Genomic DNA, 26,717 nt, shown 5'->3' with positions numbered 1-26,717 from the left:
CGAGCGCAGCGATGCAATCCAGAATCTTTACGCAGAAACAGTCTGGATTGCTTCGTCGCAAGGGCTCCTCGCAATGACGAGATTGAGGCGCGCGCCCGGCCCTCAAGCCGCACGGCACGCGCGGCTTGCTCAAATCATCCGCGCGAACATCCGAAAGCCCGGCGCACCAATGATCGCCTCGAAAGCGGGATCGCGCTTCTCGTCCGCGAACGCAAAGCCTGCCTTGGTGTAAGCGCGCTCGGCCGGTTCATTGCCGATCAGGAACGATATCGTCGCGCGGCGGAAGCCGGCTGCCCTTCCCTTTGCCAGCGCGGATTCGATCAATGCCTGCACGAGGCCGCGGCCGCGATAGGCGGGATCGGTCGCGACGTGCTCGACCATCCAATCGCCTTCGCCGCCCTGGACCCAGCAATTGCGGATATAGGCGCCGCGTCGGCGGATCGCCTCCAGCTCCGGCGCGGTTAGCCCGGTCGCCGCGCCGACCTCCTCGATCGCAGCCCACGCCGCGGGGCCGGTGCCTACCGCAGGCATGGCACAGAGCGCAGCGGCAGCTTGGCCATCGCACTCAGCGACGAGGAAATTTGAATAGTGCCACATTGACACGGCCTGCGCGGTCGCGATGCGCGCGATGAAGTCGCGACACTGCTGCTCCGGCCAACCCAGCGCAACATCGAACCAGCCGCGCGGCCGGTAGCCGCGCTGCGATAGCAGGATAGTTCTGGCGATGAAATCGGCGTCCTCGGGACGCGCAGACCGGATCGTCATGCGCGCCCCCTTCGCGAAGACCTTACGTGTTCGTCAGCGCGACGCGGAATTCGGCTTCGGTCTTGGCCTTGACCTCGTCGAGCGTGACGCCGTCGGCGAGCTCGATCAGGGCCATGCCGCCGTCACCGTGCTTGTCGATTGTGAAGACGGCCAAGTCAGTCACCACCATGTCGACGACGCGCTCGCCGGTCAGCGGCAGATTGCATTTCTTCAAGAGCTTCGGGCCATCCTTGGCGGAATGCTCCATCACCACGACGACGCGCTTGACGCCGGCGACGAGGTCCATCGCGCCGCCCATGCCCTTGACCATCTTGCCGGGGATCATCCAGTTGGCGAGGTCGCCGTTCTGTGCCACCTGCATGGCGCCGAGGATCGACAGATCCATGTGGCCGCCGCGGATCATGCCGAAGGAATCCGCGCTCGAGAAATACGAGGTCGACGGCAGCTCGCTCACGGTCTGCTTGCCGGCATTGATCAGATCGGCGTCCACCTCGTCCTCATAGGGGAACGGGCCCATGCCGAGCATGCCGTTCTCACTCTGCAGGCTGACGTCGACGCCATCAGGAATGTAGTTCGAGACCAGCGTCGGGATGCCGATGCCGAGATTGACGTAATAACCGTCGCGCAACTCCTTGGCGGCACGAGCGGCCATCTGTTCACGGGTCCAGGCCATATGACTCTCCTAAGGGGTTGCGAGTTAAGCCGCGGGCCGCGGACGGGTGTTGCGGAATTCGATGCGCTTCTTGGCCGTGCCGACCTCGACGATGCGCTTCACGAAAATGCCGGGCGTGTGGATATGATCGGGGTTGAGTTCACCGGCGGGAACCAGGTGCTCGACCTCGGCCACGGTGATCTTCGCGGCGGTCGCCATCATCGGGTTAAAATTGCGCGCGGTCTTGCGATAGATCAGGTTGCCGGCGGTGTCGCCCTTCCAGGCGTGCACGATGGCGAGGTCGGCGAACAGGCCGCGCTCCATCAGATACTTTTCGCCGTCGAACTCCTTTACTTCCTTGCCTTCGGCGATCAGCGTGCCGACGCCGGTCTTGGTGTAGAACGCGGGGATGCCGGCGCCGCCGGCGCGGATGCGCTCGGCCAGCGTGCCCTGCGGGTTGAATTCGAGTTCCAGCTCGCCGGCGAGGAATTGCTGGGCGAACAGCTTGTTCTCGCCGACATAGGACGAGATCATCTTCTTGATCTGGCGGGTCTCCAGCAGACGAGAGAGTCCGATGCCGTCGACGCCGGCATTGTTCGAGACGACCGTCAGACCCTTCACGCCGGAGTCGCGGATCGCATCCGACAGCGATTCGGCGATGCCGCAGAGGCCGAAGCCGCCGGACATGATCATCATGTTGTCCTTGAGAACGCCCTCAAGCGCCGACTTAGCGTCGGGATAGACCTTGTTCATGCAAAACCCTCGACTTAAACCTGAGAGGCGTCGCGCCCGCCCTTGTTGGTGGCGATTATTAGGCGAAATCGTCCGAAGCCGTCAATGATACGGGGTTCTCCGTTCTGAGAGGCGGTGCTAGAAGCTGCCCACGCCGTGGGCAGAACCGTCCGCGGCCTTGAAAGCGACAAGAAAACCCATCAAGTTGCGGCACTTAACATAACAGGACTTGGACAGGATCTTGGGCGCGGGGCGCGCAGGTTTCCCGGCCCGCCTTAGCTAGCTCAAACGACCAACCCGATCAGGACATGCCATTGACCATGGCCCAAGGAATGAAGCGCCTCGGGACGCCGATTGCGGCGCTGCTCGGCGTCGTGCTGGTCGCCCTGATCGCGACCTCCTGGCTCATCAACCGCGACGCGCTGCGCAAGGCGGTCGAAGCGCAGATCCGCGACGTCACCGGGCTCGAGCTCAGTGTGGCGGGTAACATCGACATTTCCGTGCTGCCGGCGAGCTACATCTCCTTCCATGACGTCGGCCTCAAGGGCGGCGGCACCGCCGATCCCGCGCTCCATGTCGACGTGCTCACCGCCAACCTTCGGCTGCTGCCGCTGCTGCTGCAACGGTTCGAGATCGCCGACTTGACGCTGCTGCGGCCGCATATCCATGTCAGCCTGAAGCCGGACGGCGAGAGCAACTGGACACCGTTCATCCAGACCATTGCGCGGACGATGAAGCCCGGCGCCGACAACCAGGTCTCATTTTCCGAGATCAGGATCCAGGATGGCCTGCTCGACTATCTGGACGTCGCCACCAATGCCACCGAGAAGTTTGAGGACATCGACCTGTCGCTGGCCTGGCCCTCGATCTCGCGCTCCTTCGCCGCAACCGGGCAGTTCGACTGGCGCGGCGAACGCGTCGACGGCTCGATCAGCTTTGCCGATTTCGTCGCGGCGCTCTCGGGCGAGCGCTCCGGCCTGAGGGCGCGGATCGCAAGTAGCCCGCTCAAGCTCGCCTTTGACGGCAGCGTCGCCAATCGCACCAGCCCGATGATGGAGGGCACGCTCACCATCGACAGCCCGTCCTTGCGCAACGCGCTGCGCTGGACCGGCCAGCCGCAGCCCGGCAGCGGGGGCTTCGGCCGCTTCGCGCTGAAGGCCCGCGCCAATGTCGTTGGCGCCTCAATCGCGCTGACCAACGTCAATGTCGAGCTCGACGGCAACGCCGCCGAAGGCGTCATGACCTATGTCAATAACGGCCGGCAGACTCTGCAGGCGACGCTCGCTGCCGACGCGCTCGACTTCACGCCTTATATCTCCACCTTCCGCCTGCTCGCGAGCGGCGCGCGCGATTGGAACAGGCAGCTGTTCGATCTCAACGGATTGTCGAGCACCGACCTCGACATGCGCCTCTCGGCGGCGAAGCTGACGGTCGGCCCGACCAAGCTCGGCCGCACCGCGATCGGTGCCAATTTGCGCAACGGCACGCTGGCGCTCTCGGTCGGCGAGGCCCAGGTCTATGGCGGCATCGCCAAGGGCTCGTTCGGCATCTCGCGCGCTGACACGGTTGCCGACATCAAGGCGCAATTCCAGTTCACCGACGTCGACCTTCAGGCCTGCGCTACCGAACTGTTCGGCCTCAACAAGCTGTCCGGCCGCGGCAACATCAACGTGTCTCTCGTCGCCTCCGGCTCGAGCCCGTTTGGCCTCGTGCAGTCGCTCGACGGCACCGCCAGCGTGACCGGGCACGACGGCGCCATCTCCGGCTTCAATGCCGAGCAGCTCCTGAAGCGGCTCGAGCGCCGGCCGCTGTCCGGCGGCGGCAATTTCCGCAACGGCTCGACGCCTTACGACAACCTCACCATTGCAGTGAAATTCGCCGACGGGATCGCCACGGCCGAGGACATCCGCATCGAGGGACCTGCGGCGAAGATCACGCTGACCGGCACCGCGTCGGTGCCGACGCGCGAATACGATATGAAGGGTGTGGCGAGCCTGAACACGACATCAGGCTTTCAACTGCCCTTCATGGTGCAGGGTCCGTGGGACGATCCGCTGATCTTCCCCGACCCCGAAGCCCTGATCCGGCAGTCGCCAGCGGCATCTCCGTTCCTCGACCTTCTGAAGCAACGCATCACCGGCGGCAAGCGGCAGGCGCCGGAGGGATCGCCGACGGCTGAGAACGCGAAGGAAAACGCGAAGTCCAACTAAAGCGCGATGCGATCAGGATAAATCGTGATCATGCTCAAACAAAGAGCTAAAGCGCGATGAAGATTCAACCCGATCTCATCGCGCTTTAGAACAGGACGACCGGTTCATCCGAGACGGCATCAAGCGGCGGATTTCGCCGTCGAAATCCAACTCCCGTTCTCCTGTATCGCTTTTGCTCCCCCCATCGCGGAGCCGACCGCGACGTCGAGAGTGCCGCGCTGCCCGAGTTCACGGGCCAACACCTCACGATCACAGGCGTTTTCCCACAGCGAGACGGTGATGGCCGCGACGCAGTTGCTGATCATGCTTGTCAGTGCCCGCGCCTCCGACATGAAGCGGTCGATGCCGACGAGCAGCGCTACGCCGGTCACGGGCAAATCCGGCATGACGGTGAGAGTTGCGACAAGCGCGACGAAGCCGCTGCCGGTGACGCCGGCCGCCCCTTTGGACGTCAGCAGCATCAGTCCAAGCATCGCCGCAATCTGTCCCCAGGACAGATGGATGTCGCAGGCCTGCGCGATGAAGATCGACGCGAGGGTGAGATAAATGGCGCTGCCGTCCAGATTGAAGGAGTAGCCCATCGGCAGCACAAGCCCCGACACCCCTTTCCGGCACCCGAGCTGCTCCAGCTTGCGCAACGCGCCAGGCAGCGCTGGCTCCGACGATGACGTGCCGAGCACGATCAGCAGCTCTTCCTTGAAGTAGCGGATGGTCTTCCACAGGCTGAAGCCGTTGAGCCGCGCCAGCGTCCCGAGCACGACGACCACGAAGACGGAGCAGGCGACATAGAATGTCAGGATCAGCAGCCCAAGTGAGCCGATCGAGCGGATGCCATAGCGGCCCACCGTGAACGCCATGGCGCCAAAAGCGCCGAGCGGAGCGAGCTTCATGATGAAGCCGAAGGAGACAAACAGAACCTGTGAGAACGATTCAATCGCCTTCGTCACGACGGCACCGCCGTCGCCGGCACGGCTCAGGCCAAAGGCGATCAGGATGGAGACCAGAAGGACCGGCAGCACTTCGCCGTCGGCGAAGGCGCCAAAGAACGAATGCGGGATGATGTGCAGCATGAAATCGGCGAACCCGGTCGCGGTTGCCTGCTTGGTGAATTTCGCAGCCACCGACGGATCCAGCGTATTGACGGACACATGCATGCCCGTGCCAGGCTGGATCAGCAACACCGCGATCAGCCCTGCGAGCAAGGCGAGCACGGTCAGCAGGTAGAACAGCGCCATGGATTTCACCAGGGTGCGGCCGACCTCCCGGGAATCGCTGATGCTGTTGATGCCGCTCACGATGGTGCAGAACACGATCGGCGCGATCATCATCTTGACGAGCTTGACGAAGCCGTCTCCGAGGGGCTTCAGCGCGGCACCAAATTCAGGCCAGAGATGGCCCGTGAGCACACCCAGCGTCAGGCCGATCAGCACCTGGACGTAGAGAATCCGGTAGAATGGCTTTCGCGGCTCGGCGTTCGCGGGCTCAGCCAGCGCTTGCATCTGCATTCTCGTTTCTCCCTTGGTCTGATTCTTGAAATTCTAAGAGCAGTCCGGCGTCAGGCCGCCAGCACCGACTGGGGCAGGTGCGCTCGGCGGGCGAAGACGTGCCCTTCGAAAATTCGCCGGGCCGTCCGCTGCACCCGCGCCACCGGTCCGGGCTCCAGCCGAACCACGAGTTGGCCGGAAGGATGGGCCAGCGTGATCGGCACCGGCGGCGCGAGCGATCCCACCATGTCTGCGGCGACCGTTCCGGGCGTGACACAGGCCGTCGCGATCGCGACGGCGCCGGTCACCGCCAGCGCGCTATGGCAGTCGTGCGGCATGAAGTACCTGACGTTCAACGTCGCCTCGCTTGCGGGCGCGATCAGGACAGGTTTCGGAATCACCATTGCCGCCGGATTTGGAAAACCCATCAGGCGACCGGCCTCGATGCGCAAGTTCTCGAGACGTGCGCGGAAGCGGCTGTCGGTGAAATCCGAGGGTGCCTCCCGGCCGCTGCAGCCGAGATCCGCCGCGCGGACCAGCATGACCGGCATGGCCGCATCGATGCAGGTCACGTCGATGCCGTCGATGCGATCGACCGTTCGTCCCGTCGGGAGGAGGCGACCGGTGCGTGCGCCGGCCGCGTTCGGGAATGACAATTCGATGGGCGCAGCCGTTCCCGGTACACCGTCGATCCGCGCCTCGCCCTCGTAGGTCACCTGCTCTCGAGGCGTGGCAACCGTCGCATCAATCAACTTGCCGGTGTTGACATTGTGGATACGCACATGGGTGCGCTCTGCGGCGGCGGTCACCAGGCCCGCTTCAATCGCGAACGGTCCCACCGCAGCCAGCATGTTTCCGCAATTGGGTGAGGTATCGACGATCCCCTCGCGAACCCGCACCTGGGCGAACAAATAATCGACGTCGGCGCCGGGCACCGACCCCGGCCCGATGATCGCGACCTTGTTGATGACGGCATTGCCGCCGCCGATCCCATCGATTCCAAGATCGTGCCCGCCCCCCATGACCGACAACAGGACCGCATCTCGCGCCCTCGGATCGGCGGGGAGATCCCTCGCCAGAAAGAACGGCCCGCGCGAGGTGCCGCCGCGCATGACCACACAGGGGATGGCAATCTGATCATTCATGGAGCTGTTCCGTTCGACGACGTCTTTGCCGCGCACCGAACATCCTCCTTTGCAACTCTTCTGTAAAATGCAAATATATGAAGAATTAATGCGTTAATCGGTATAATAGGAGACCAGCCATGAATGCGGAGCTGCTCGACCTCAAGGCGTTCATCACCGTCGCCGAGACGGGAAGCTTCGTGCGGACTGCCAAGGCGCTGAACCTGTCTCAGCCGGCGCTCAGTCGACGCATTCAGAAGCTGGAAGAAAGCCTCGGTGCGCCCTTGCTCGAACGCTCGACACGTCACGTCAATCTCACCATGACCGGCCGCGACCTCCTTCCGAAGGTTCGCCGCCTCATCGACGAGTTCGAGACCTCCGTACTCGCCATCCATGATATCGGCGCACGAAGTTCGGGCCTGGTCTCGGTCGCCGCAGTGCCGACGGCGGTGTTCTACTTCCTGCCACGTGCGATCGGCCGGTTTGCCGAAGCGTATCCGCGCATTCGCATCCGGATTCTGGACATCGGTGCCAATGAGGGATTGGAGGCGGTCGCGCGCGGGGAAGTCGACTTCGGCATCAATTTCATCGGTGCTTCGCATGCCGAAATCGAATTTGAGAAACTCGTCGAGGATCCTTTCGTCCTGGCCTGCCGTCATGACCATCCGCTGGCATCACGCAAACAGGTCAGCTGGTCAGAGATTGTTTCGCACCGGGTCATCACCGTCGGTCGCAACAGCGGCAATCGCGCATTGATCGACAATGCGCTGGCGCGACAGGGTCTGCAGCTGAATTGGTCCTATGAGGTCGCTCACCTCTCCGGTTCGCTCGGCCTCGTCGAAGAGGGACTGGGTATCGCCGTGTTGCCGAGGCTCGCGACACCCGCCGCCGGTCATCCGATCATTCGCACCATCAGGCTGATCGAGCCGGAGGTGTCGCGGACGATCGGTATTGTGCGCAGGCGCGGCGCGACGCTGTCACCTCATGCCAGCCAATTTCTCAAGATGCTCCTCGAGGCGTGGCGCTCACCGTCCCGGACGAGTGGACACGACAAGCCCCGCTCCACCGAGGCAAGCTCGAATGCCGCTTCGATCGGCCCGAAAGGAAAACGCTGAGAACTCCCCGCGCAGCGACGCATGATCGGCCCCTCGGACCAGGTTCCGCGATCCATTCCCTGTTCTTGACCTCCCTCGGCGTGGTGCGCCGGCCGACCGTCGCGTTGCGCCGAGTGCTGACAGCGAATACAAGCCGTCAGGTCTTTCCTGGGCAGCTTCTGTGTCGCGCGCGGATGGTCAGTCGAGGCCGGAACGCATCAGGCGAATTGATCGGGGCAAATTGATGCAGCGATTGGATCGATGCGCGCGTTAAGCATCTCCGAGCGCCCGGCACCCCTCGACCTAGGTCTGACAACATGCCGCTAGATCGGATAGCGGCCATGGGCTAGTGTTTTATCCGACCGGTTAAAACACCGGCCGTTTGAGGGAGAAAAACGTGAGATCCAAGGTTATTGGCGCAGTGTCACTAGCGGTCGCTGCCGTTGGGCTGTTTGCAGCCGCCGCGCCCGCCTTTGCGCAGCAAAAGGCGATTACGGTTTGGTGGGTCAAGGGCTTTTACAAGTCCGAGGACGAAGCGCTCGCCGAGACGATCAAGAAATTCGAAGCAAAGACCGGCATCAAGGTCGAATTGTCGCAGTACGCGATCCAGGACATGATTCCGAAGACCGTCGCGGCGCTCGATGCCGGCACCGTGCCCGACGTCGCCTATTCCGACAGCTACGACGTGCAGGTACAGGGCAAGTGGGCCTATGAGGGCAAGCTCGAGGACCTCACCGACGTCATGGAGCCGATCAAGGATCGGTTCGTGCAGAATACGCTGGATGCGTCGATCCTCTATAACGACGTCGCCAAGAAGAAGGCCTATTACGGCTTCCCGCTGAAGCAGCAGAGCATGCACGTCCAGATCTGGAACGACATGCTGGAGAAGGCCGGCTTCAAGCAGAGCGACATTCCGAATGACTGGGAAGGCTATTGGAGCTTCTGGTGCGACAAGGTGCAGCCGGCGATCCGCAAGGCTACCGGCCAGCGCATCTATGCCGTCGGCCAGCCGATGGGCGTTGAATCCACCGACGCTTTCCAGTCGTTCTACACCTTCATGGACGCCTATCACGTCAAGCTGGTCGACGATGACGGCAAGCTCACCGTCGATGATCCCAAGGTTCGCGAGAACCTGATCAAGGCGATGAAGGACTACACCGACACCTACATCAAGGGCTGCACGCCGCCGTCCTCGACGACCTGGAAGGATCCGGACAACAACGTCGCCTTCCACAACAAGACCATCGTGATGACCCATAACTTCACGATCTCGATCGCGGCGAAATGGTACGAGGATTCGCAGAATCAGGCTCTCACTCAGGAGCAGCGCGACGCCGGCAAGAAGGCCTATGAGCAGGACATCATCACGGCGTCCTTCCCGAAGGCGCCTGACGGTTCGACCATTCGCTACCGCTCCGACGTCAAGACCGGGCTGGTCTTCACCGCGGCCAAGAACAAGGCCGAGGCCAAGCAGTTCATCAGCTTCCTGCTCCAGGAAGAGAACGTCCGTCCGTATATCGAGGGTGCTCTGGGCCGCTGGTTCCCGGTCACCAAGGCGAGCCAGGAAAGCCCGTTCTGGCAGGCTGACAAGCACCGCAAGGCCGTGCACGCGCAGTTCACCGGCGGCACTGCGCCGTTCGACTTCACCAAAAACTGGAAGTTCACGGTCCTCAACAACGAGAACGTGTGGGCCAAGGCGATGAACCGGGTGGTCAGCGAGAAGGTGCCGGTCGACAAGGCGGTCGACGAACTGATCGCGCGCATCAAGCAGGTCGCGGGTTAGTCCTGCAGGTCCCTCTCCCCGCTTTGCGGGGAGAGGTGTAAGAACAACACCGGTCGCGTTTCGCGGCCGGCTTCTCTTTGAAGAGTCCGAAAAGAATGGCGATTACGCTCTCTGGCGATCAGGCGATCCCCGCCCCACCCCTGACGTCGCGGCTGACCACGGCGCAGGTCTGGGGCATCGTGCTGCTCGCGCCCTATCTGCTCGTCTTCCTCGCCTTCGTCGTCTATCCCGTCTGCTACGGGCTGTGGCTGGCGCGGGCGCCGTCGAACTATGTCGCGCTCTACAACGATCCGATCTTCGCGCGCGCCGCGGTCAACACGCTGATCTTCCTGGTCATCGGCATCAACATCAAGATGCTGATCGCGCTGTTCCTGTCCGGCTTCTTCGCGCAGCAGCGCACCTGGATCAAATGGCTCTCGGTGATCTTCATCCTGCCCTGGGCGGTGCCGTCGATTCCGACCATCCTGTCGGTGCGCTTCATGCTCAACCCCGAATGGGGCATCATCAATCACTACATCTTCGCCTTCACCGGCGATGACGGCCCGAACTGGCTGAACGACCCGACCGTGGCGCTGACCATGGCGATCGGCGTGCACATCTGGAAGTCGCTGCCGTTCTGGACGCTGATCCTCATCACCGGGCGCCTTGCGATCGCGCAGGACCTGTTCGAGGCCGCCGAAGTCGACGGCGCGAACTGGTGGCAGAAATTCCGCTTCATCACCTGGCCGTCGATGCAGACGCTCTACGTCACCTGCACGCTGCTCTCGATGATCTGGACGCTGGGCGATTTCAACAGCGTCTATCTGCTCACCGGCGGTGGTCCGGCCGACCTCACGCACGTGCTGTCGACGCTCGGTATCCGCTATCTCCGGCTCGACCAGCTCTCGCTCGCGATGGCCTCCATCGTCTGCGCGATGCCGTTCGTCCTGCCGCTCGTGTACTTCATGATGAAACGGTTGTCGCGATGAAGCTTCCCTCCCTCCGTGACGTCGCGACGGAAGCGCGGCTGCTGCTGATCGGCATTCCCGTCTTCCTCTGGACGATGATTCCGATCTATCACATGTTCCTGTTCGCGATCTCGCCGAAGGAAGACGCGTTCTCGGGCAAGCTGTGGCCGGATCATCCGACGCTGCACAATTTCGAAATCGTGTTCAGGCAGCAGCACTATTTCCTGCGCGACTTCTACGTTCAGTTCTGGAATTCGACGCTGATCGCGGCCGCCGTGGGGGTGCTGACGCTGTTCATCGCCACGTCTGCGGCGTTCTCGATTTCGCGGCTGAAAGTGCCCGGCGGGCGCGTAGTGCTGAACCTTGCGCTGTTCACCTACTTCATTCCCGCGGCGTTCCTCGCCGTGCCGATGTATCGCACCATGGGCAATTACGGCCTGCTCAACAATCACTGGGCGCTGATCCTGGCGATGGTGACGATCGCCTCGCCTTACGCGATCTGGGTGCTGAAACAGGCTTCCGACAAGCTCCCGGTCGAGCTGGACGAAGCCGCGGTGATGGACGGCGCGACAACGCTGCAGATCTTCCGCCTGGTCTATCTGCCGCTGATGATGCCCTCGCTGGTCGCGATCGGCACCTATGCGGTGCTGCTGGCCTGGAACGAATATCTCTACGCGTTCCTGCTGCTCTCGAACGACCGCGAGATCACGCTCCCCGTCGCGCTCGGCAACTTCCTCGCCGCAGACGATTCGCCCTGGGAGCTGCTGATGACCACCGGCTTCATCTACGCGCTGCCGCCGGCCGCGGTCTATTACGCCTTCCGCCGCTACATGGTGGGCGGGCTGACGGCGGGTGCGGTGAAGTCCTAGACATCCTGGGCGCGCTTCCTGCGATAGGCGAGCAGCAGCGCGATCATGGAACCGAAGAAATAGCCGGCGGTCGCGCCCGAGATGGCGCGGCCGACGACGATTGCGAGCGCTCGGTCGCCTGCGTCGATGGCGGAGATCACGCTCACCGTGTATTGCAGGGTGAACACGACGAGGTTGCGAATCAGCGCGAACGCGCTGCCTGGTCGGATGATCTCTCCCGTCTTGTGATCGACATCGAACGGACGCGGTGTCAGCACGCCGAGCGGCAGCAGCACGATCGCTGCGAAGACCCACGCGACCAGCGGCCATTGACTGTCCTGATGTCCGAAACCGATCCTCGAAACACCCCAGACGATGAAGACGACGGGGACGATCAATGCGCGCCAGATCGGCGCCTTGCGCGGCTGCATCGACTTGATGCCCTGCCAGACCAGATAGGCCAGCAGGATCCACACCCAAAGCGGGGTATGGACCAGGATTTGGTAGGCGAACATCATGACCAATATCCTTCTACAGAGGCGCAGCGCTCTCGCCCTGCGAGCTCGACAGTTTTGAAGCGAGCGAGGCGAGGACGATGACGACCGCGATCAGGGCGATCACCAGCGTGCAGATCGCATTGATCTCCGGTTTCACACCGAGTCGCACCTCGGAATAGATCCGGATCGGCAGCGTCGCCGAGCCGGGGCCGGTGGTGAAGCTCGCGATCACGAGGTCGTCGAGCGAGAGCGTGAAGGCGAGCATCCATCCGGCGACAATCGCAGGCGCGATCAGCGGCAGCGTCACCGACAGGAAGGCGCGCGCAGGCGCGCAACCGAGATCCATCGCCGCTTCCTCCAGCGAGCGGTCGAGCGAGCCGAGGCGCGACTGCACGACGACGGCGACGAAACACATCGTCAGCGTGGTGTGCGCGATCGTCACGGTCCAGAAGCCGCGCTCGGCGTCCAGCGCCACGAACAGCAGCAGCAGCGACAATCCCGTGATCACCTCCGGCATCACCAGCGGCGCATAGAGCATGCCGGAGAACAGCGTGCGGCCGCGAAAGCGCTCGCCGCGCGACAGCGCCACCGCGGCCAGCGTGCCGAGCAGCGTGGCGATCGTCGCCGAGGCGACCGCGACGCGCAGGCTCATCCAGGACGCCTCGATCATGGCACGGTCGGCGAAGAACTCGCGATACCAGCGCAGCGACCAGCCGCCCCACACCGTCACCAGCCGCGAGGCGTTGAAGGAATAGATGACGAGGATGAGGATCGGCAGATAAAGAAAGGAGAGCCCCAGCGCGAGCGAGGCGATATTGAAGCGGGACAGGCGGGAGAATTTGCGCATCTCACCGCTCCTCAAGCTGCCGACGCTGCAGACGCTCATAGAGCAGAAGCGGCAGCAGCAGCACGACGAGCAGCACGATCGCCGCGGCTGAGGCCACCGGCCAATCCTTGTTGGTGAAGAATTCGAGCCACAGCGTCTGGCCGATCATCAGCGAGCTGGAGCCGGCGAGAAGATCCGGGATCACGAACTCGCCGACAACAGGGATGAAGCAGAGCAGCACGCCGGCGCCGACGCCCGGCAGCGACAGCGGGAAGGTCACGAGCCAGAACACCTGCCAGGGCGGCGCACCGAGATCCCCCGCCGCTTCCTCCAGCGCCGGCTCCATCTTGGCGAGCGTGGCATAGAGCGGCAGGATCATGAACGGCAGGTAGGAATAGACGATGCCGATATACATCGCGGTGTCGGTGGAGAGCCACACCACCGGCCGACTGACCAGGTGCAGCGCCAGCAGGATCTGATTGAGCAGGCCGTCGTGCTGAAGGATGTTGATCCAGGCATAAATGCGGATCAGGAACGAGGTCCAGAACGGCACGATCACCAGCACCATCGCCACCGCCTGCCAGCGTTTTGGCAGTCGCGCCATGCCATAGGCGATGGGATAGCCGATCAGCAGCAGCAATGCGGTCGCCGCCGCGGCAACGGTCAGGCTGCGCAAATAGGCGAACACATAGATGTCGTCGGAGGCGAGCAGCTTGAAATTGTCGATCGAGAGCGCAGCAAAGGCTGCATGAATGGCGGTCCACCCCGCCGTCAGGTCGAACACCGGCTCATAAGGCGGCTGCGCGATCGCGGTCTGCGACAGGCTGATCTTCAGCACGAAGCCGAACGGCACCAGGAAGAACAGCACCATCCAGACATAGGGCGCGATCGCGGCGAAGCGCGCCGGCCGCGCGAAAATCCGGCGCGCGCTCATGACGGCAGCACCACGCAGTCATCGGGCGTGAACCAGGCGACGATTTGCTGGTTCAGGCTATAGGCATCGACATCGAGCCGCGCACTGTTGGCGACCGAGGCCTGCAGCATTCCGCCGGTATCAAGCTTCACCTTGTAGGTGGTGGTGCCGCCGAGATAGCAGATGTCGGCGATCACGCCGTCGAGCCGATTGATCGCCGTTGCGTGGCCGGTCTCGCTCACCGGGCCGCGGCGCGACAGCTTGACCTTCTCGGGACGGATCGCGACCGAGAACTTTCCTTCGCCGACCGGTTCACGCGGCTCGGCCACAACCAGCGCACCTGCATCGCGCGTGCCGACCACGAGGCGATGTCCGTCGCGCAATTTGGACTCGGCGTCGAACAGATTGATGTCGCCGACGAACTCCGCGATCCAGCGCGAACGCGGCGCCTCGTAGAGATCGCGCGGCGCGCCGACCTGCGCAAGCTTGCCCGACTTCATCACGCCGATCCGGCTGGCCATCGTCATCGCCTCTTCCTGATCGTGGGTGACGATGATGAAAGTCATGCCGAGCCGACGCTGCAGCTCCATCAGCTCGCCTTGCGTGTTTTCGCGCAGCTTCTTGTCGAGGGCTGCGAGCGGCTCGTCGAGTAGCAGAAGCTGCGGCCGGCGCGCCAGCGCCCGGGCCAGCGCGACGCGCTGGCGCTGGCCGCCGGAGAGCTGGTCCGGCTTGCGCTTCTCCAGCCCCTCGAGCTTGACCAGCGCGACCATCTCCGCGACGCGCGTTGCGATGTCGGACCGCGCCATATTGGCGCGCTTGAGACCGAAGGCGATGTTGTCGCGCACCGACAGATGCGGAAACAGCGCGTAGTTCTGGAACATCATGTTGATCGGACGCTCATGCGGCAGCGCCTGCGCGATGTCCTTGCCGCCGAGCAGGATGCGCCCTTCGTCCGGGGCCTCGAAGCCCGCCAGCATGCGCAGCAGCGTGGTCTTGCCGCAGCCGCTGGGGCCGAGCAGCGCAAAGAACTCGCCGGCCTTGATCTCGAGCGACACGCCGTCGACCGCACGGAATGTCCCGAACGTCTTGGCCACGTCCTCGATGCGCAGCAGCGGCTCGCCCGCGGCCGGATACGCATCTCCTGCCGTTTTCGCCCCGGCATCCCTTCTCGGCAATTCGTCAGTCATAGGCCCTGCCAACCCCAATGCCGCCGCACGCTAGCGGCGGATCGGCCTTTGCTCAACCGGTTCGAGACGGATCATCCCAAATCGGACTTCATGCCGGGTGCCAAAACATGTATAGTCACAGACATGACCAAGTTGCTGGATCAGGCCCTAGAAATTGCGCGCAGTCTGCCGGCGGACGCGCAGGACGACATTGCTCGGATCGTGCTGCAGCTCACCGGCGCAGAAGCAGCCTCTCCCGTCACCCTCTCCGAGGATGAGAGGGCGGCGATTGCTGCGTCGAAGGAATCCGCAGCGCGAGGCGAATTCGCGACCGAGGCGCAGGTCCGCGCGACTTGGGCCAAACACGGCCTGTGAAGATCCGCTACACGCTTCCGGCGCTAGCCGATCTCGATTCTATTCTGACCTACATTTCCGCGACGTCTCCGAAGGGAGCTGCACGCGTCCAGAAGCGCATCCGGGACGTCATCAGCCTACTGCTGACGCATCCCGAGATCGGCCTCCGGACTGACGATCCAGATATCCGGAGGTTGACCACAACGCCCTACCCGTTTCTCGTCTTCTACGAGATTGGGCATCAGGAGATCATCATCCATGCGATCCGCCATGGCGCCCGCGATCCGGGCGGGATGCCAGGAAAACGTGATTTCGCTTAGGTGACCCCCGCCATGAACGCAGCCAGCGCGTCGCGGTCCGCGGCAGGCATGGTCAGGCCGAGCTTGGAGCGGCGCCACAGGATGTCCTCGGGAAAGCGCGCCCATTCCTTGCTCATGAGATGGCGCACCTCGGCGCCGGTCAGGTCGGGGCCGAAGCTTGGGCCGAGCTCTTCGCGTGTCTTCGCCTCGCCCAGCACTTCAGGCAATCGCGAGCCGTAGGCGGCAACCATGCGCCGGGCTTGCGGCTCCGATAGGAAGCGCCAGCGGTGGCACGCGAGATCGACCTCGGTCTCGAAACGATCCCAGGCGAAATCGCCGCCCGGCAAGGCTGCGCCGGACGTCCAGGGCCGCGACATCGGATAGAACGGCGTCATCAGCGTCACCGCCCGTTCGGCGCGGAAGCGCGAGGTCGTGATCTCGCCGCCGAACATCGTGAGCAGCGGTGCCTTGCGCCGGCGCGCGTGGAACAACGTCGTGCCGTCGCGTCGCCGCGCCGACGCAGGCACCAAATTGACGCCGGTGACCGTGCGCACCACGTCGGTCGGCGCGACGCGCTCGCGGAAATAGCGGTTCACGGCCTCGCAGAGATAGCTGACATCGGCGCCCGGCATCGCGACGATGGCGGGATCGCCGGTGAAATCATGGGTGACAGTGCCGACCAGCGTGAAGTCGCGCTCGAACGGGCTGGCAAAGATCAGCCGGCCATCGTTGTTCTGGAACACATAGACATTGTCGGACTCGAACAACCTGGGCACGATGATCTGGCTCATCTGCACGGCCGCCATGGCCGGCTGCGGCAGCCGCAGCACGGTCTCCGCGACCATCGACGTCCAGGCGCCGCTGGTGTTGGCCAGCGCGCGGGCCGTGATCGTGCGGCGATGACCGCGATCGACGACAGCGAGCCGCCAAGTATCGGTCCTGTCGGCCCGCACACAACGCGCCCCGGTCCGGATCGCGGCGCCACGTTCGGCGGCATCCAGTGCCGTGAGCACCACCAGGCGCGAATCGTCGACGACGCAATCGGCATATGCGAAGGCAATGCCGAACGGCCGCTTCAGCGCGTTACCGACCGGATGATGCGTGATGTCGAGCGTCGTCGATGCCGGAAGGCCGTCGCGGTTCGCCAGGGCGTCGTAAACATACAGGCCCGCCCGCAACAGCCAGGGCGGACGCTCGTCGGAATGGGCCGGGATCACAAAACTCATCGGCCGCACCAGGTGCGGCGCGATCCGCAGCCAGATCCGGCGCTCGGCCAGTGCCCGGCGAACGCGCCACAAGCCGCGCCGCTCCAGCACCGACAGATCGCCATGGATCAACCGAGGGGTCGCCGACGAGGCCGCACCGCCGAGATCACCCTGCTCGATCAGGATCACCCGCAGCCCGCGGCCGGCGGCATCACGGGCAAGGCTGACACCGTTCAGGCCACCACCGATGATCGCGAGGTCGTAATCCGCCATGAAACCGTTGAAGGGAGCGAGCCAAGTACCCGCCACCACTAGCCGGTCTTGAGCGCAAGCTCCATGGCCTCGCCGCGGCCGACGAGGTCGGCATATTTTCCGATGGGCAGCGGCTTGCCGAGCAGATAACCCTGCACACCGTCGCAGCCCTCCTTGGCAAGGAAAGCGAGCTGATCGAGCGTCTCGACGCCCTCGGCGATGATTGACATTTCGAGGCCGTGGCCGAGATCGATCACGGCGCGAACGATCGCCGCCGATTGCGGGTTGCGGCCGAGATTCATGATGAAGGCGCGATCGATCTTGATCTTGTCGAACGGGAAGGCCTGGAGATAGCTCAGCGAGGAATAACCGCTGCCGAAATCGTCCATCGAGATACGAACGCCCAGCGCCTTCAGACGGCGCAGCAGCGCCAGGCCGCGATCAAAGTCCTCGATCAGCACGCCTTCGGTGATTTCCAGCTCCAGCCGGCCGGGCGCAAGCCCGGTCTCGATCAGGATCGAATGGACGAGACCGACCACGTCACCGTGCATGAACTGCGCCGGCGACAGATTGACCGCGACCTGCATTGGCTTCGGCCACGACGCCGCCTCGCGGCAGACCTCGCGCAGGATCCATTCGCCCATTTCGACGATCAGGCCGCTTTCTTCCGCGATCGGGATGAATTCGGCCGGCGAGACCTGGCCGCGTACCGGGTGCTGCCAGCGCGCCAGAGCTTCGAAGCCGATGATCTCGCTCTCGGCAACGCTGTTGCGCGCGATGCCCTGCGGCTGGAACGCCAGCGAAAGCTCGCCATTCTTGATCGCCTTCGACAGGTCCTGGTGCAGCACGCGGCGGTCGCGGATCTGCTGGTCCATCTCGGGCTGGTAGAGGCTGATCGTGCCGCGCGATTTCTGCTTGGCGCGGAACAGGGCTGCGCCGGCATTGGCGAGCAGCGAGGCACCATCGGGACCATTGTGCGGAAAGACCGACATGCCGGTGGTGATACCGGCGCGGACCGCGCGGCCGTCGATGTGGAATTCCGGCGCGAGCGCCTCGTCAAGCTGCTGCGCCAGCGCGAGGCCCGCGTCGGGCTGCTTGCCGTCGATGATCAGGCCGAACTCGTCGCCGGACAGGCGCGCCACCAGGCCGCCGCGTGCTGTGTCCTGCAGCCGCTGCGCCACCTCGATCAACAGCTTGTCGCCAAGCGCATGGCCGAACACGTCGTTGACCTCCTTGAGGCCGTCGAGATCGACGCACAGGACCGCGAACTCCTCGTCGGTGCCTTCGCAGGCTTCGATCATCTGGGTCAGCGCCTGAAGGAAGGCAGCGCGGTTCGGCAAATCGGTGAGGCCGTCGTGGTAGGCCATGTGCGCCATCCGCGACTCGGTCTGCCGGCGGTTGGTGACATCCTCGTGGGTCTTGATCAGATATTGCGGCTCACCGGAATCGTTGAGCACGGTGGCACGCCGGGTCAGGAACAGGCGCAAGCCGTCCTTGGTGGAGATCGGATGCTCCTCGGTGATCATCCCGCGTTTTTTGATGGCGGCCTCGTCGCGCGCGATGATCAGCTTGGCTTCCTTGGCATTGAAGATGTCGGAGGCAGTCAGGCCGGTGGCTTCCTCGCGCCGGCGGTTCAGAATCGTCTCGGCGCTGCGGTTGGCGAGCAGGTAGCGGCCGTCCTTGACCTGCTCCACGATCAACGCCACCGGAATGTTGTCGACCACAAGCTCGAGGAACTTCTTGGTGCTCTCCAGCTCCATCGACAGCGATTGCCGATCGGTGATGTCCTCGAACACGATCAGCAGGAACTGCGGCTTGTTGCTCTCGTTGCGGACCACGATCCGGATCGAGGCCACCTTGCGCCGGGCCGCGTCGACCTCGACCTCGAATTCGTTGCGATATTGTCCTCCCGGCGCCAGCAATGCGGCCCGATCGGTCGCCTCAATGCTGTCAGCCGATTTCGGGCCGAACAGCTCGCGCGCATTCTTGCCAACGACCTGGTCCCGCGAAAAGCCCCAGAAGTGCTCATAGGCCCGGTTGGCGAAGATATAGCGACCGTCCTCGATGTTCTTCGCGGCGACGCAAGCCGGAACGTTGTCCAGTACCGTTTCCAGGAACTGCTTGGTCGAGGCGAGCTGCTGCGAGAGTGCGCGCTGCTCGCTGACGTCGAGATGGGTCGCCACCGAGCCGCCATTGGGCAGCACGAAGTACTTAACCAGAATGGCGCGGCCATCGGACAGTTCCGTGACCAGGCCATTGGGACTCGCCGCCTTCTCGTAGAACTCATCGTCAGAAACGCCAAGAACGCCGCGCTTGCGGCGCAACCCGAGGATGTCGTAGCCGGTCATGCCGGTCCACAGGTCCGAGCGCGCAAGGCCGTAGATCTCGAGATAGCGGTCGTTGCAGAAGATGATGCGCTGCTGCGCATCCGTCATCACCACGCCCTGGTTGAGATTGTTCATGGCGGAGGAGATGAAGGCGTTGCGCCGCAACTGCAAACGGTTGCTCCGGCGCTGGGCGGAGTGGATCCACAGCGCGATAGCAACCAGGAACGCGCAGACGACAACGCCGCCGATCAGGGCTTCCCAGACCAGAATGGGGTCGACATCGCCAAGCTGGTTGAGCGAAACGAAGCCGTTGGCATAGGCACGCGAAGGCGCGACCGCGCTGGTCAGGCACACGAGGGCCTGTACAGCAATCGGAAGCATGCTGCCTTCCTGCCAGTTCTTCTCAGCCATCAGCCACCCGCAATTTCAACTGCGGATTGTCTGGCTTCACGGGTTTGGATCGGGTAAACGCCTGTAGGCCCAACAGAAAAATGTGACGTGAAATACGGCAATTGCCCTGACATGATAAATGCTTTCTTAACGGATAACGCCCGCGCAGCGCGTTTCCCAGGCAAACCGGAACCATCGGCACCACCTTCAGCGGGACTTCTGCATCGCCATGGATAGGGTGGACTGCGTCGTCATCGGAGCCGGCGTGATCGGGCTCGCGGTGGCAAGGAAGCTCGCACAGGCCGGGCGCGAGGTGATCGTGCTCGAGGAAGCCGAGGCCATCGGCACCGTCACCTCCTCACGCAACAGCGAAGTGATCCATGCCGGGATCTATTACCGTGCCGGAAGCTGGATGGCGCGTATGTGCGTCAGCGGCAAGCATGCGCTGTATCGCTATTGCGGCGAGCGCGGCATTCCGCACAAGAACTGCGGCAAGCTGATCGTCGCGACCAATGCGAAGGAAACCGAGAAGCTGCAATCGATCAAGGCGCATGCCGAGGCCAATGGCGTGCTCGACATGCAGTTGCTGTCCGGCGAGGCCGCGCGCGCGCTGGAGCCGGCGCTGGCCTGCGACGCCGCCCTGCTGTCGCCGTCGACAGGCATCATCGACAGCCATGCCTATATGCTCTCGCTGCGGGGTGAGGCCGAGGAGGCGGGCGCGGCCTTTGCGTTTCACACGCCGCTGATCCGCGCCAAGGCGGAGGCGGGCGTGATCGAGCTCGAAGCCGGCGGCGAAGCGCCGATGACGTTGCAATGCGACCTGCTCGTCAATGCCGCGGGATTGTCGGCGACATCAGTGGCGCGCCACATCGACGGCATGCCGATCGACCGGATTCCGCCGGCCTATCTCGCCAAGGGCAATTATTTCAGCTGCAATGCGCGCGCGCCGTTCTCGCGCCTGATCTATCCGGTGCCCGAACCCGGCGGGCTTGGGGTGCATCTGACGCTGGACATGGCAGGACAGGCGCGATTCGGCCCCGATGTCGAATGGATCGAGACGATCGACTATGAGGTCGATCCGTCGCGCGCCGAGCGGTTCTATCCTGCAATCCGCAAATACTGGCCGACGCTGCCCGATGGGGCGTTGATGCCGAGTTATTCGGGCATCCGCCCCAAGATCGTACCGCCGGCGGTGGCAACGCAGGATTTTCTCATGCAGGGTCCGCGCGACCATGGTGTCGCAGGACTGATCAATCTGTTCGGCATCGAATCGCCGGGACTGACGTCGTCGCTCGCGATCGCGGACCACGTCGCAGAACTCGCGGAAATCTAGAGAGCATTGCAGCCGGAGTGAGAACCGGCTCGCGTCACAAAGCCTGCTGCGCACGATAATCGCACGGGTGCGCGCCTTACAGCAGGGACGAGCGCAAAGGCTTTCGTCCCTGCCTGAAAGGATACGATCAAACTTGACGCTGTTACGGGGGTTACTAGTGAAGCGTGTCGCCGGTCTGCTTCAGTCGTTCAATCTGGTCCTTGACCATCAACTTGCGGCGCTTCAACTCAACAATTTGCAGGTCGTCTGTTGAAAGGTGCACGAGCGCTTCGTGCAATTCGTTTTCGAGAGTTTTGTGCTTCCGTTCCAATTCAACCAGATGTGCCTGAATTGTCATTCGAAACCTCCTCGGTAGGGGTGAACCTTGGATTCGATCCGGACGCGCAAGTGTACATCAGCGATTCGTTCTGTCGATATGTATCCGTCGTCGCACGGTCATTTTTGAAAATTCATATGTAATGAAGCGTGAGTAAGGAACCGCGCGTCGAAAAATCCATGATATCAATGTGCTTGCGCTGTGCGCTTCCCGAATCGTCGAAATATCTTGCGGGAGAGGGGTGCAGGAAGGCCGCAGATCGCTTGCGATCAAGCCGCGCAAGGACGATAATTTCCACAGGGCATCCACAGCCTTGATCTCAAGCCTATCGGTTTTCGGCCACCGCAGACATGACCCATGAAGACGAGCGTGAACTCGAAGCCGAGCTCACCCGGTTGCAGCAGGAACACCGAGATCTCGACGCGGCGATCGATGCACTGCATCAATCGCCTGCCCCCGACCTGTTGCGGTTGCAGCGGTTGAAGAAACGCAAGCTGTTGTTGCGGGACCGCATCGCATTCATCGAAGACCAGATTACCCCTGATATCATTGCCTGATCCGCGAGGGGTCGCGAATTGCCGCCACGTGAATCCACTTGACTCAAAAAGAACAAAGGAAGAACATGAATCCCGCCGCCCCAAGAACACCGAAGCCTAACACCCAAGGCTAACGCCCACAGCTAATGCCCAAGGACACCCGCAAGGACACCGCCGATGTCAGTCCCAGCCCTTCTCGACCACAGCCACTATGAACAGGCCTGCGATCAGGCGATCGCGATGTGCGACGGCAACCTGCGCAGCACCATCAAGGCGCTGATCATGGCCAACGAATATCTGGAAGCCGAGCTGGAAGAATTGCAGGCGGCGATTTCCGCCGGCTGCATTCCGGAGGCTTCGCGCAGCAGGAGCAGCGCCGCTTAAGACCCCACCATTGGAGCAACGCCATGTCAGACGTGACCTACTACGTTGCAATGCCCTTCCTGATCGATGCCGACGGATCGCCTGTCGCCGGCGCCGCAGAAGAATGCCAGAGCCCTACGGCCGCGCTGCGGCGCGCCGAAGTCTTGGCGCGCGGCACCGGCCATATCGGCGCAGTCGCGTTCAGTCGCAGCGGCGATCCCATGACCGGTGAATTCGGCGATGCCACGCTGCTGCGCAAATTCGGCAACGTGCCGGAAGATCTCGCAACACTGTAGAGTCTTATTGTTTGAGCATGATCTCCGCGCAAACGCGTTCCGCTGATGTCGCGAGGGAAAACCGCTGCACACTTTGCGCTAACGCGGCCCTTCGGGTCCGGATCATGCCTAGCTGCTCACAAGCCTGACCCGCGGCTCGTGGCGCCGGTGCGCCTTGCGCACATACATGGCGGCATCGGCCTCCTCCAGTGCACGAGCAGCATCTGAGTGCGCACCGAGCAGCGCGACACCGGCGGAGGCGCCCGCGGTCACGTGCTGCCCGCGAAAGGTGAACGACAAATCGTCGATCGCCTGTTCCAAGATGGCAGCCTTCGCCTTGGCGTCGGTCTCGCTGAGATTCCACAACAGCAGAGCAAACTCATCGCCACCGCGACGGCCGACCACATCGGACGCGCGGATCTGTCGCGTCAGCGTGTTGGCAATCGCCTTGAGCACCTCGTCGCCGGCAGCATGGCCGAAGGAATCATTGATCGGCTTCAGCCGGTCGACGTCGAGCACGATCAGCGCACCGCTGGCACGGTAGCGCTTCATGTAAGCGATGGCGCGCTGGAGCTCGCGCTCGAAGCCGCGCCGATTGGGAATGTCGAGCAGGAAATCGGTGTCCGCTGCAGCCTCGAGCTCGGCGATGCGTCGGAGCGCCTGCGTGAGCTTGGTCCGCAGGTCGCGGATGGTCGCCTTGCTGCTGTCCTTGCCGACCTCCTTGGCGCCAACGACGGTCACGCGACGCGGCGCGGCAGCCGCAGCCCGCTTGGCTGCAGCTTTCGTTCGGCGCCCGCGGGTTTTCCGGCCCTTTTTGGCCTTCGCAGCGGTCGCCCTTTTCGGTTTCTTCATGGGCATCCTGCTCAATGAAGGCTTGCGGGGATTCACCAAGACAGGATAGTGCATTCCCTTCTCCTTGCCACCGCCTTGCGAGCCGCCGGCCGGAACCGTTAATCTGGCCTATCTTTCTGTTTTCCGAGCACAATTGACGTCATGACCGCGCCGATCGCCATCATCATGGGAAGCCAGTCGGACTGGGAGACGATGCGGCATGCCGCCGACACGCTCGCAGCGCTCGGTGTCGCCTCCGACACCCGCATCGTTTCGGCTCACCGCACCCCCGACCGGCTGTTTACCTTCGCCAAGGGCGCCAAGGCTGAAGGCTTCAAGGTCATCATCGCCGGCGCCGGCGGGGCCGCGCATCTGCCCGGCATGGCCGCGGCCCTGACGGAACTGCCTGTGTTCGGCGTCCCCGTCGAGTCCAGGACGCTGAAGGGCATCGATTCGCTCTATTCGATCGTTCAGATGCCTGCCGGCATTCCGGTCGGTACGCTCGCGATCGGCAAGGCCGGCGCGATCAACGCGGCGCTGCTGGCGGCGTCCGTGCTGGCGCTGTCAGATCCCGCGCTGTCCGATCGCCTCGCGGCCTGGCGCAAGGCGCAGACCGAGGCGGTTGCCGAGCGCCCGGAGGGCAAGGCGTGACTGACGCAAAGCAGGTGAAGCTGAAGCCCGGCGACACCATCGGAATCCTCGGCGGCGGACAACTCGGTCGAATGCTGGCCATGGCCGCGGCGCGGCTCGGCCTGCGCTGCCAGGTGTTCTCGCCCGATCCGGACTCGCCGGCTTTCGACGTGGTGCTGAACGCGACCTGCGCCGAATATGCCGACGTCGAGGCGCTCGAGCTGTTCGCCCACGACGTCGACGTCATCACCTATGAATTCGAGAATGTTCCATCCGCGGCGGCCCTGGTGCTGGATTCGCGCCGTCCGGTGCTGCCCAACCGCAAGATCCTCGAGACCACCCAGGACCGGCTCGCAGAGAAGGATTTTGTCACGCGGCTCGGCATCGGCACCGCCGCCTATGCCGACGTCACCTCGGTCGCATCGTTGCGCGAGGCGATCGTCAGAATCGGCCTTCCCGCGGTGCTGAAGACCCGCCGCTTCGGCTATGACGGCAAGGGCCAGGCCATCATCCGCGAGGGCGACGACATTGCGAAAGTGTGGACCAGCCTCGCCACCAAATCGGCGATCCTGGAAGCCTTCATCCCGTACGAGCGCGAGATCTCCGTCATCGCCGCGCGCGCTGCATCGGGCGAGGTCGAATGCTTCGACGTCACCGAAAACGAGCATCGCGACCACATTCTGAAGATCTCCCGCGCACCAGCACCGATCCCGGATGCGCTCGCCGAGGAGGCGCGCAGCATTGCCGGCAAGATCGCGACCGCGCTCGACTATGTCGGTGTGCTCGCGGTGGAGATGTTCGTGCTCGCCAATGGCGGCGGATCGAAGGTGCTGGTCAACGAGATTGCCCCGCGCGTGCACAATTCCGGACATTGGACGCTCGACGGCGCCTCCGTCTCACAGTTCGAGCAGCACATCCGCGCCATCGCCGGCTGGCCGCTCGGCAAGCCCGTGCGCCACGGTGAGGTCGTCACCATGACCAACCTGATCGGCGACGAGATCAATGATTACGAGAAGTGGCTGAGCGTGCCCGGCGCGACTGTCCACATCTACGGCAAGGGCGCCCCGCGCCCCGGCCGCAAGATGGGCCACGTCACCGAGGTCAGGCCCTCGAAGAGCAAGTGAGGCGACCGCAGCCGCGATCCCACTTTTGGATCACGCCGTCTTCACGCCTGCGACGACACCCGAGGGCGCCTCGCTGAGCCAGCGATAGATCACGCCTCCCAGCGCGCCACCGATCAGCGGTGCGATCCAGAACAGCCAGAGCTGCGCCAGCGCCCAGCCGCCGACGAACAGGGCCGGGCCCGTGCTGCGCGCCGGATTCACCGACGTGTTGGTGACGGGGATGCTGACGAGATGGATCATCACCAGCGCCAGCCCGATCGCGAGCGGCGCGAAACCTGCCGGCGCGCGGCCATGGGTCGCGCCCATGATGACGAACAGGAACATCAGGGTCATCACCACCTCGGTGATGAAGCACGCGACCATGCTGTACTGGCCGGGCGAATGCGCGTCGTAACCGTTGGCGGCAAAGCCCTTGGTGACGTCGAAGCCCGGCGCACCGCTGGCGATCACGTAGAGCAGCTCGGCGGCGACGATGGCGCCGCAGACCTGCGCGATCACGTAAGGCAGGATCTGGCCTGCCGGAAAGCGCCCGCCGGCGGCAAGGCCGACCGTGACGGCCGGGTTGAGATGGCAGCCCGAGATGTGACCGATCGCATAGGCCATGGTGACGACGCTGAGGCCAAAGGCCAGGGACACGCCGACGAGGCCAATACCGACCTGCGGAAAGCCGGCGGCGATCACCGCGCTGCCGCAGCCTGCGAATGTGAGCCAGAACGTGCCGATGGCCTCGGCAGCGTATTTCTTCATGTCCATGTGGCGTCTCCCCTGATTTCTGGTGTCCGGCGCAACCCGGCCGGGAACAGCCCGTCCTTGGCGCCAAAACCACCCAAATCGGGGCCGCACGGGAGCATTTTCGCCGTATTTAATGGCTGAACTTGGTCCGAAAACCTGCTTGGCCGGTGGACATCTCAGGTTTTGTCTGATACATCCGCGCCCTCAAGGTTAAGGGCTTGCGCTTTTTGCCATCCCTTCGTCTTACCAGAATTCAAATCCGATCCACTGAAGAGGATGCCGCGTGCAGGTTCTCGTTCGCGATAACAATGTCGACCAAGCCCTCAAGGCGCTGAAGAAGAAGATGCAGCGCGAGGGCATTTTCCGCGAGATGAAGCTCCGCGGTCACTACGAGAAGCCCTCTGAGAAGAAGGCTCGTGAAAAGGCTGAAGCCGTGCGCCGCGCGCGCAAGCTGGCCCGCAAGAAGCTGCAGCGCGAAGGCCTGCTGCCGATGAAGCCGAAGCCGGTGTTCGGCGCTGGCCCCGGTGGCGAGCGTGGTGGCCGTGGCGGCCCCGGTGCAGGTCCGCGCGGACCGCGCTGATCTTGCCGATCATGCAGAACTGAGGTTCGACAACGCGGGCTCCGAGCCCGCGTTATTGTTTTTTGAGGGGTGCCTTTCTGGGATGGGGCACTACAGATGCGGCGCCAAAGCGCAATGAGATCGGGATTG

Annotated in this window: 28 protein-coding genes; 14 read left to right on the top strand and 14 right to left on the bottom strand. The window is 63.4% G+C overall.

From position 1 onward, the window contains the following. Positions 1 to 129: 129 nt before the first annotated feature. Genes XH80_RS43560 through XH80_RS43550 form a run of 3 tightly spaced genes read right to left on the bottom strand, consistent with a single transcriptional unit; the run spans position 130 to position 2,170 of the window. Positions 130 to 765, bottom strand: a complete 636-nt coding sequence (locus XH80_RS43560) for a GNAT family N-acetyltransferase (protein WP_271603921.1) — start codon at positions 763 to 765, stop codon at positions 130 to 132. 22 nt (positions 766 to 787) lie between these two features. After that, entirely contained in the window at positions 788 to 1,438 is a 651-nt protein-coding gene (locus tag XH80_RS43555) for a 3-oxoacid CoA-transferase subunit B (protein WP_057757348.1), read from the bottom strand. A gap of 24 nt (positions 1,439 to 1,462) precedes the next feature. After that, positions 1,463 to 2,170: a CoA transferase subunit A gene (locus XH80_RS43550; protein ID WP_057757346.1), complete on the bottom strand. Its 708-nt coding sequence runs from the start codon at positions 2,168 to 2,170 to the stop codon at positions 1,463 to 1,465. Positions 2,171 to 2,469: 299 nt separating this feature from the next. On the opposite strand from XH80_RS43550, the gene XH80_RS43545 reads away from it, so the two are divergent. Then, the gene (locus tag XH80_RS43545; protein WP_271603972.1) at positions 2,470 to 4,359 is read left to right on the top strand and encodes an AsmA family protein; all 1,890 of its coding nucleotides are present in this window, start codon (positions 2,470 to 2,472) and stop codon (positions 4,357 to 4,359) included. A 119-nt stretch (positions 4,360 to 4,478) separates the two neighbouring features. Here the strand turns inward: XH80_RS43545 and dctA are convergent, their stop codons facing one another. Both dctA and XH80_RS43535 read right to left on the bottom strand, forming a co-directional pair. After that, positions 4,479 to 5,864 carry a C4-dicarboxylate transporter DctA gene (gene dctA / locus XH80_RS43540; protein WP_271603920.1) on the bottom strand — a complete coding sequence of 462 codons (1,386 nt, stop codon included), beginning with the start codon at positions 5,862 to 5,864 and terminating at the stop codon, positions 4,479 to 4,481. 50 nt (positions 5,865 to 5,914) lie between these two features. Continuing rightward, on the bottom strand, positions 5,915 to 6,988 hold the full coding sequence (locus tag XH80_RS43535; RefSeq protein WP_271603971.1) for a 4-oxalomesaconate tautomerase: 1,074 nt from the start codon (positions 6,986 to 6,988) through the stop codon (positions 5,915 to 5,917). A 119-nt stretch (positions 6,989 to 7,107) separates the two neighbouring features. Between XH80_RS43535 and XH80_RS43530 the strand changes: the two genes are divergently transcribed. The 4 genes from XH80_RS43530 to XH80_RS43515 all read left to right on the top strand — a co-directional run bounded on the left by XH80_RS43530 (position 7,108) and on the right by XH80_RS43515 (position 11,660). Next, on the top strand, positions 7,108 to 8,082 hold the full coding sequence (locus XH80_RS43530; protein ID WP_271603919.1) for a LysR family transcriptional regulator: 975 nt from the start codon (positions 7,108 to 7,110) through the stop codon (positions 8,080 to 8,082). 376 nt (positions 8,083 to 8,458) lie between these two features. Continuing rightward, the gene (locus tag XH80_RS43525; protein WP_271603918.1) at positions 8,459 to 9,844 is read left to right on the top strand and encodes an ABC transporter substrate-binding protein; all 1,386 of its coding nucleotides are present in this window, start codon (positions 8,459 to 8,461) and stop codon (positions 9,842 to 9,844) included. 95 nt (positions 9,845 to 9,939) lie between these two features. Then, the gene (locus tag XH80_RS43520) at positions 9,940 to 10,812 is read left to right on the top strand and encodes a carbohydrate ABC transporter permease (RefSeq protein ID WP_220003275.1); all 873 of its coding nucleotides are present in this window, start codon (positions 9,940 to 9,942) and stop codon (positions 10,810 to 10,812) included. Beyond that, the gene (locus XH80_RS43515; RefSeq protein ID WP_271603917.1) at positions 10,809 to 11,660 is read left to right on the top strand and encodes a carbohydrate ABC transporter permease; all 852 of its coding nucleotides are present in this window, start codon (positions 10,809 to 10,811) and stop codon (positions 11,658 to 11,660) included. The genes XH80_RS43520 and XH80_RS43515 overlap by 4 nt, the downstream gene beginning before the upstream one ends. On the opposite strand, the gene XH80_RS43510 is transcribed toward XH80_RS43515, so the two are convergent. From XH80_RS43510 to XH80_RS43495, 4 genes are read right to left on the bottom strand one after another with little or no spacing between them, the layout of a single operon-like run. Beyond that, positions 11,657 to 12,157, bottom strand: a complete 501-nt coding sequence (locus tag XH80_RS43510) for a DUF6622 family protein (RefSeq protein WP_271603916.1) — start codon at positions 12,155 to 12,157, stop codon at positions 11,657 to 11,659. The two genes, XH80_RS43515 and XH80_RS43510, sit on opposite strands and share 4 nt — an antisense overlap. Before the next feature lie 13 nt (positions 12,158 to 12,170). Further along, positions 12,171 to 12,983: an ABC transporter permease gene (locus tag XH80_RS43505; RefSeq protein WP_271603915.1), complete on the bottom strand. Its 813-nt coding sequence runs from the start codon at positions 12,981 to 12,983 to the stop codon at positions 12,171 to 12,173. Position 12,984: 1 nt separating this feature from the next. After that, positions 12,985 to 13,896: an ABC transporter permease gene (locus tag XH80_RS43500; RefSeq protein ID WP_271603914.1), complete on the bottom strand. Its 912-nt coding sequence runs from the start codon at positions 13,894 to 13,896 to the stop codon at positions 12,985 to 12,987. Continuing rightward, positions 13,893 to 15,062, bottom strand: coding sequence for an ABC transporter ATP-binding protein (locus XH80_RS43495; protein WP_271603913.1), 1,170 nt, complete (start codon positions 15,060 to 15,062; stop codon positions 13,893 to 13,895). Before XH80_RS43495 ends, XH80_RS43500 begins: the two co-directional genes overlap by 4 nt. 123 nt (positions 15,063 to 15,185) lie before the next feature. Between XH80_RS43495 and XH80_RS43490 the strand changes: the two genes are divergently transcribed. Then, positions 15,186 to 15,416: a hypothetical protein gene (locus XH80_RS43490; protein ID WP_271603912.1), complete on the top strand. Its 231-nt coding sequence runs from the start codon at positions 15,186 to 15,188 to the stop codon at positions 15,414 to 15,416. Continuing rightward, positions 15,413 to 15,715, top strand: a complete 303-nt coding sequence (locus XH80_RS43485; protein WP_271603911.1) for a type II toxin-antitoxin system RelE/ParE family toxin — start codon at positions 15,413 to 15,415, stop codon at positions 15,713 to 15,715. The genes XH80_RS43490 and XH80_RS43485 overlap by 4 nt, the downstream gene beginning before the upstream one ends. Here the strand turns inward: XH80_RS43485 and XH80_RS43480 are convergent. Then, a complete protein-coding gene (locus XH80_RS43480) occupies positions 15,712 to 17,172 on the bottom strand; it encodes a glycerol-3-phosphate dehydrogenase (protein ID WP_271603910.1) in 1,461 nt (486 codons plus the stop codon). The genes XH80_RS43485 and XH80_RS43480 overlap by 4 nt on opposite strands. 38 nt (positions 17,173 to 17,210) lie before the next feature. After that, positions 17,211 to 19,889 (bottom strand): sensor domain-containing protein, encoded by a 2,679-nt coding sequence (locus tag XH80_RS43475; protein WP_271603909.1) that lies wholly within the window; start codon positions 19,887 to 19,889, stop codon positions 17,211 to 17,213. Positions 19,890 to 20,097: 208 nt separating this feature from the next. Here XH80_RS43475 and XH80_RS43470 point away from each other — a divergent pair, with 208 nt between their 5' ends. Beyond that, the gene (locus tag XH80_RS43470; protein ID WP_271603908.1) at positions 20,098 to 21,201 is read left to right on the top strand and encodes an NAD(P)/FAD-dependent oxidoreductase; all 1,104 of its coding nucleotides are present in this window, start codon (positions 20,098 to 20,100) and stop codon (positions 21,199 to 21,201) included. Positions 21,202 to 21,355: 154 nt separating this feature from the next. Here XH80_RS43470 and XH80_RS43465 read toward each other — a convergent pair whose 3' ends face one another. Further along, a complete protein-coding gene (locus XH80_RS43465; protein WP_057757317.1) occupies positions 21,356 to 21,538 on the bottom strand; it encodes a YdcH family protein in 183 nt (60 codons plus the stop codon). Between the two features lie 329 nt (positions 21,539 to 21,867). On the opposite strand from XH80_RS43465, the gene XH80_RS43460 reads away from it, so the two are divergent. The 3 genes from XH80_RS43460 (at position 21,868) to XH80_RS43450 (ending at position 22,712) form a co-directional block, all read left to right on the top strand. Next, positions 21,868 to 22,074: a YdcH family protein gene (locus tag XH80_RS43460; RefSeq protein WP_018641547.1), complete on the top strand. Its 207-nt coding sequence runs from the start codon at positions 21,868 to 21,870 to the stop codon at positions 22,072 to 22,074. A 156-nt stretch (positions 22,075 to 22,230) separates the two neighbouring features. Continuing rightward, positions 22,231 to 22,437, top strand: a complete 207-nt coding sequence (locus tag XH80_RS43455; RefSeq protein ID WP_057757315.1) for a hypothetical protein — start codon at positions 22,231 to 22,233, stop codon at positions 22,435 to 22,437. Positions 22,438 to 22,460: 23 nt separating this feature from the next. After that, on the top strand, positions 22,461 to 22,712 hold the full coding sequence (locus tag XH80_RS43450) for a hypothetical protein (RefSeq protein WP_057757313.1): 252 nt from the start codon (positions 22,461 to 22,463) through the stop codon (positions 22,710 to 22,712). Between the two features lie 108 nt (positions 22,713 to 22,820). On the opposite strand, the gene XH80_RS43445 is transcribed toward XH80_RS43450, so the two are convergent. Next, the gene (locus tag XH80_RS43445) at positions 22,821 to 23,543 is read right to left on the bottom strand and encodes a GGDEF domain-containing protein (protein WP_271603907.1); all 723 of its coding nucleotides are present in this window, start codon (positions 23,541 to 23,543) and stop codon (positions 22,821 to 22,823) included. 141 nt (positions 23,544 to 23,684) lie between these two features. Between XH80_RS43445 and purE the strand changes: the two genes are divergently transcribed. Further along, positions 23,685 to 24,173, top strand: coding sequence for a 5-(carboxyamino)imidazole ribonucleotide mutase (gene purE / locus XH80_RS43440; protein WP_057757311.1), 489 nt, complete (start codon positions 23,685 to 23,687; stop codon positions 24,171 to 24,173). After that, positions 24,170 to 25,276, top strand: a complete 1,107-nt coding sequence (locus XH80_RS43435; RefSeq protein ID WP_057757309.1) for a 5-(carboxyamino)imidazole ribonucleotide synthase — start codon at positions 24,170 to 24,172, stop codon at positions 25,274 to 25,276. Before purE ends, XH80_RS43435 begins: the two co-directional genes overlap by 4 nt. Before the next feature lie 30 nt (positions 25,277 to 25,306). On the opposite strand, the gene aqpZ is transcribed toward XH80_RS43435, so the two are convergent. Then, entirely contained in the window at positions 25,307 to 26,029 is a 723-nt protein-coding gene (gene aqpZ, locus XH80_RS43430) for an aquaporin Z (RefSeq protein ID WP_271603906.1), read from the bottom strand. A 262-nt stretch (positions 26,030 to 26,291) separates the two neighbouring features. Between aqpZ and rpsU the strand changes: the two genes are divergently transcribed. Beyond that, complete coding sequence (gene rpsU, locus XH80_RS43425; protein ID WP_027545547.1) at positions 26,292 to 26,588, top strand: 30S ribosomal protein S21; 297 nt, start codon at positions 26,292 to 26,294, stop codon at positions 26,586 to 26,588. Positions 26,589 to 26,717: the final 129 nt, after the last annotated feature.

Origin of the sequence: Bradyrhizobium sp. CCBAU 45384 (assembly GCF_028128665.1) — a bacterium.
In the GTDB taxonomy this organism is placed as follows: Bacteria; Pseudomonadota; Alphaproteobacteria; order Rhizobiales; family Xanthobacteraceae; genus Bradyrhizobium; species Bradyrhizobium manausense.
The sequence above is the reverse complement of the archived record's forward strand: the minus strand, read 5'-3'. Positions and strand labels throughout refer to the sequence as shown.

Bases quoted from the DNA above. Each gene is read 5' to 3' on its own strand.
- XH80_RS43460 (WP_018641547.1), top strand. From the start codon at position 21,868: ATGACCCATGAAGACGAGCGTGAACTCGAAGCCGAGCTCACCCGGTTG.
- XH80_RS43535 (WP_271603971.1), bottom strand. From the start codon at position 6,988: ATGAATGATCAGATTGCCATCCCCTGTGTGGTCATGCGCGGCGGCACC.
- XH80_RS43475 (WP_271603909.1), bottom strand. From the start codon at position 19,889: ATGGCTGAGAAGAACTGGCAGGAAGGCAGCATGCTTCCGATTGCTGTA.
- XH80_RS43505 (WP_271603915.1), bottom strand. From the start codon at position 12,983: ATGCGCAAATTCTCCCGCCTGTCCCGCTTCAATATCGCCTCGCTCGCG.
- XH80_RS43455 (WP_057757315.1), top strand. From the start codon at position 22,231: ATGTCAGTCCCAGCCCTTCTCGACCACAGCCACTATGAACAGGCCTGC.
- XH80_RS43520 (WP_220003275.1), top strand. From the start codon at position 9,940: ATGGCGATTACGCTCTCTGGCGATCAGGCGATCCCCGCCCCACCCCTG.
- XH80_RS43470 (WP_271603908.1), top strand. From the start codon at position 20,098: ATGGATAGGGTGGACTGCGTCGTCATCGGAGCCGGCGTGATCGGGCTC.
- XH80_RS43515 (WP_271603917.1), top strand. From the start codon at position 10,809: ATGAAGCTTCCCTCCCTCCGTGACGTCGCGACGGAAGCGCGGCTGCTG.
- XH80_RS43550 (WP_057757346.1), bottom strand. From the start codon at position 2,170: ATGAACAAGGTCTATCCCGACGCTAAGTCGGCGCTTGAGGGCGTTCTC.
- XH80_RS43530 (WP_271603919.1), top strand. From the start codon at position 7,108: ATGAATGCGGAGCTGCTCGACCTCAAGGCGTTCATCACCGTCGCCGAG.
- XH80_RS43495 (WP_271603913.1), bottom strand. From the start codon at position 15,062: ATGACTGACGAATTGCCGAGAAGGGATGCCGGGGCGAAAACGGCAGGA.
- XH80_RS43445 (WP_271603907.1), bottom strand. From the start codon at position 23,543: ATGAAGAAACCGAAAAGGGCGACCGCTGCGAAGGCCAAAAAGGGCCGG.
- XH80_RS43450 (WP_057757313.1), top strand. From the start codon at position 22,461: ATGTCAGACGTGACCTACTACGTTGCAATGCCCTTCCTGATCGATGCC.
- XH80_RS43555 (WP_057757348.1), bottom strand. From the start codon at position 1,438: ATGGCCTGGACCCGTGAACAGATGGCCGCTCGTGCCGCCAAGGAGTTG.
- purE (WP_057757311.1), top strand. From the start codon at position 23,685: ATGACCGCGCCGATCGCCATCATCATGGGAAGCCAGTCGGACTGGGAG.
- XH80_RS43560 (WP_271603921.1), bottom strand. From the start codon at position 765: ATGACGATCCGGTCTGCGCGTCCCGAGGACGCCGATTTCATCGCCAGA.
- XH80_RS43490 (WP_271603912.1), top strand. From the start codon at position 15,186: ATGACCAAGTTGCTGGATCAGGCCCTAGAAATTGCGCGCAGTCTGCCG.
- XH80_RS43465 (WP_057757317.1), bottom strand. From the start codon at position 21,538: ATGACAATTCAGGCACATCTGGTTGAATTGGAACGGAAGCACAAAACT.
- XH80_RS43480 (WP_271603910.1), bottom strand. From the start codon at position 17,172: ATGGCGGATTACGACCTCGCGATCATCGGTGGTGGCCTGAACGGTGTC.
- dctA (WP_271603920.1), bottom strand. From the start codon at position 5,864: ATGCAGATGCAAGCGCTGGCTGAGCCCGCGAACGCCGAGCCGCGAAAG.
- XH80_RS43500 (WP_271603914.1), bottom strand. From the start codon at position 13,896: ATGAGCGCGCGCCGGATTTTCGCGCGGCCGGCGCGCTTCGCCGCGATC.
- XH80_RS43510 (WP_271603916.1), bottom strand. From the start codon at position 12,157: ATGATGTTCGCCTACCAAATCCTGGTCCATACCCCGCTTTGGGTGTGG.
- XH80_RS43545 (WP_271603972.1), top strand. From the start codon at position 2,470: ATGGCCCAAGGAATGAAGCGCCTCGGGACGCCGATTGCGGCGCTGCTC.
- aqpZ (WP_271603906.1), bottom strand. From the start codon at position 26,029: ATGGACATGAAGAAATACGCTGCCGAGGCCATCGGCACGTTCTGGCTC.